Here is a 2453-nt window from a genome sequence, read left to right as displayed (position 1 = left end):
TCCTTTATAAAAGAAGACGGGGCATTGGCAGTAAGCGATTATGTCCAACAAGGCGTTGAACGTGACCTTGAAAGGGGGAGTATCGGTGACTCATCCTGAACTCTGTGCCAGCGTATATTTTTTGCGCTTTCAGCGGCACGTTAACTAAACGTTATGAGCCCATAGGGCCTGTAGAATCGGGAAGCTTTCATTTGAATTTTAAAGGGATAAATCGGTGAAAAAAACATTAATTTCATTAGCATCATTAACCCTACTAGGGTGTTCAGCAGGAAAACCTGATGTTGAGGATGTTGCCCCATCTATAGTCGAGGCATGGAACCAATGTAACTTGGTTGAAGTGCGTGATATAGAGAAATTAAATGGTATTGATCATGGCCAAAGCTACGAATTACAGTTGGCTTACAAATTAAAGCTGCTGATCGATGTGTCATTTAAAAATGGATTTCCGGAAAAGTATCCAGAAGGTTATAGCTGCCACATTCAGCTTCTAAACACATTGGCTCAGTTGGCAGCGCAGTCTGGTGTAGTTGGCCCGTTACCAAAAGGCTTGGTTATAGATATGACTTACCGTGCTAATATGATCGAATCAGAAAACGGATGGATTGAATATTAGGATTTTGAGCTTACGCTCTGTCATCTGGCAGAGCGTAAGTTGTCAATATTAAGAAAACGATAAAACAATTTTTGGTGTGTCAGAAAGTGTATCTAGCATATCAACCTTTAAGCCTTCACCGGGAAGTAACATCCACTGAGGCTTACCGAAAGTTTGAGGGTATCCAATACCGTCTGGCTCGTGCCATCTACAAGCAATGGAGATCTTTTCCTTCTGTCCATCCCAATAGCCTTTTGCAATGGCAAAATTATTATTATTGTAAATAATTTCAATGACTTTAAATTTACTTGTGCTACTAATCATGGTATGTCCTCATAACAACTTTAGTTATCTACAGTCGGCATCGCATTCTGGCAACCACTTTGTTGCCCCGTGCAAAACCGTCAAGGAAAGTAGCAAAAAGTCTAAGGTTAGGTCAACAGCACATAACAATGCACAGCAGTCGCGCCCTGTAGTTCCCCCGGTTCAGTGGACACCTCGATCTAATTCAGACGAGGTGAGATATGCCAGCGTACAAGAACCCAAAAAAGACGCGACAGTACACGAACGAGTTCAAGGCCAAAGCTGTTAAGCTGATCCATCTAAGTGGGGCGAGCGTGAAGGGAGTGGCAGAAGCGCTGGATATCCATCCCTTCATGTTGTCCCGCTGGCGCAAGGAGTACCGGGAAGGCAAGATTGTGGCTGATAAACGTAAAATGGTGTCTAAGAAGCCAAAGGCTTTGAGTGAGAACGAACGGATACGAAAACTTGAGAAGCAAGTTGCTGACTTGAAGGAGGAAAATGACCTGCTAAAAAAGTGGCAACGGTTTCTCGCGGAGGAACGGAAGAAAGGTTCCGGTTCGTAGTTGAGCATCGCGAGCAGTTCGGTGTGCGCCGCTTGTGCAGGTTTCTGAAAGTATCAGCCAGTGGCTTCTATGCCTGGTTGAAACGCAAAGTGAGCCGGCGTCAGCAAAGCGATACTTTGCTGACCGAACGCATCATTCGGATTTTTGAGGCAAGTCGAGAAACGTACGGCAGTCCAAGGGTACATCAGGCCCTAAAGCGACAAGGAGTCCATGTGGGTAAAAAACGAGTCGAACGGTTGATGAGGGAAGCGGGTTTGAAGGCCCGTGTTAGCCGTGTTTACCGCAAACTTGCCGGGTTACACCGTTTCTACCAACGTGCGCCGAACTTGCGTAAATATCTGCCTAAACCAACAGCACCCAACCAGCATTGGGCCGCTGACCTCACTTATATCCGTGTTGGTAAACGCTGGCTGTATCTGGCTGCGGTAATCGACCTATATTCACGTCGTATTGTGGGTTGGTCTTTGGGTAAGCAGAAGACGGTATCACTGACGAAGGCCTCATTACAGATGGCGCTGCGTAACCGACGACCTGATCCTGGTCTGATTTTTCATACGGATCGTGGGGTTGAATACCGTGCCCACGAGATCCAGTCGCTTCTAAAGCAACACGGAATTCTAGCCAGTGCCAACCGTCCAGGTATGTGTACAGACAATGCGGAAATGGAGTCGTTCTTTCATACCTTGAAAGGTGAGCTGATAAAGGAAAATGTCTTTTATGGCGAAATGCATCTGAGAGATAAGCTGGTCGGATACATCCAGCACTTTTATAATCGAGTTCGACTGCACTCAAGCTTAAATTACCTGAGTCCGGTCGAATATGAAGCAATGACGGTATGAGCCGCGTAGGTGTCCGATTTATCGGGGGAAGATCACGCAGCAAAGCTGCGCCAGTGTCTGAGGCGTTAGTGCGTCAAGCGAAGCTTGATGCATCTTGCAGGGTGAAAGTCCCTGTCAGGTAAGGGCTAACCACCCACCTGTATCGAGTGTTGCGCG

General features: G+C 46.5%; 3 protein-coding genes. 2 read left to right on the top strand and 1 reads right to left on the bottom strand.

Features of this window, described 5'->3' with window-relative positions; all coding sequences use genetic code 11:
* Positions 1-214 precede the first annotated feature (214 nt).
* Complete coding sequence (locus ABIE61_RS18635) at positions 215-613, top strand: hypothetical protein (protein WP_354412359.1); 399 nt, start codon at positions 215-217, stop codon at positions 611-613.
* Positions 614-661: 48 nt separating this feature from the next.
* Here the strand turns inward: ABIE61_RS18635 and ABIE61_RS18630 are convergent, their stop codons facing one another.
* Positions 662-916 (bottom strand): hypothetical protein, encoded by a 255-nt coding sequence (locus ABIE61_RS18630; RefSeq protein ID WP_354412357.1) that lies wholly within the window; start codon positions 914-916, stop codon positions 662-664.
* Between the two features lie 200 nt (positions 917-1116).
* On the opposite strand from ABIE61_RS18630, the gene ABIE61_RS18625 reads away from it, so the two are divergent.
* A protein-coding gene (locus ABIE61_RS18625) for an IS3 family transposase (RefSeq protein WP_354412355.1) occupies positions 1117-2297 on the top strand; the annotation gives its coding sequence in 2 pieces (ribosomal slippage) (positions 1117-1402 and positions 1402-2297; 1182 coding nt in all).
* Positions 2298-2453: the final 156 nt, after the last annotated feature.

Origin of the sequence: Marinobacterium sp. MBR-111 (assembly GCF_040547585.1) — a bacterium.
Lineage (GTDB): Bacteria > Pseudomonadota > Gammaproteobacteria > Pseudomonadales > Balneatricaceae > Marinobacterium > Marinobacterium iners.
This window is presented reverse-complemented; position numbering and strand designations above follow the sequence as displayed.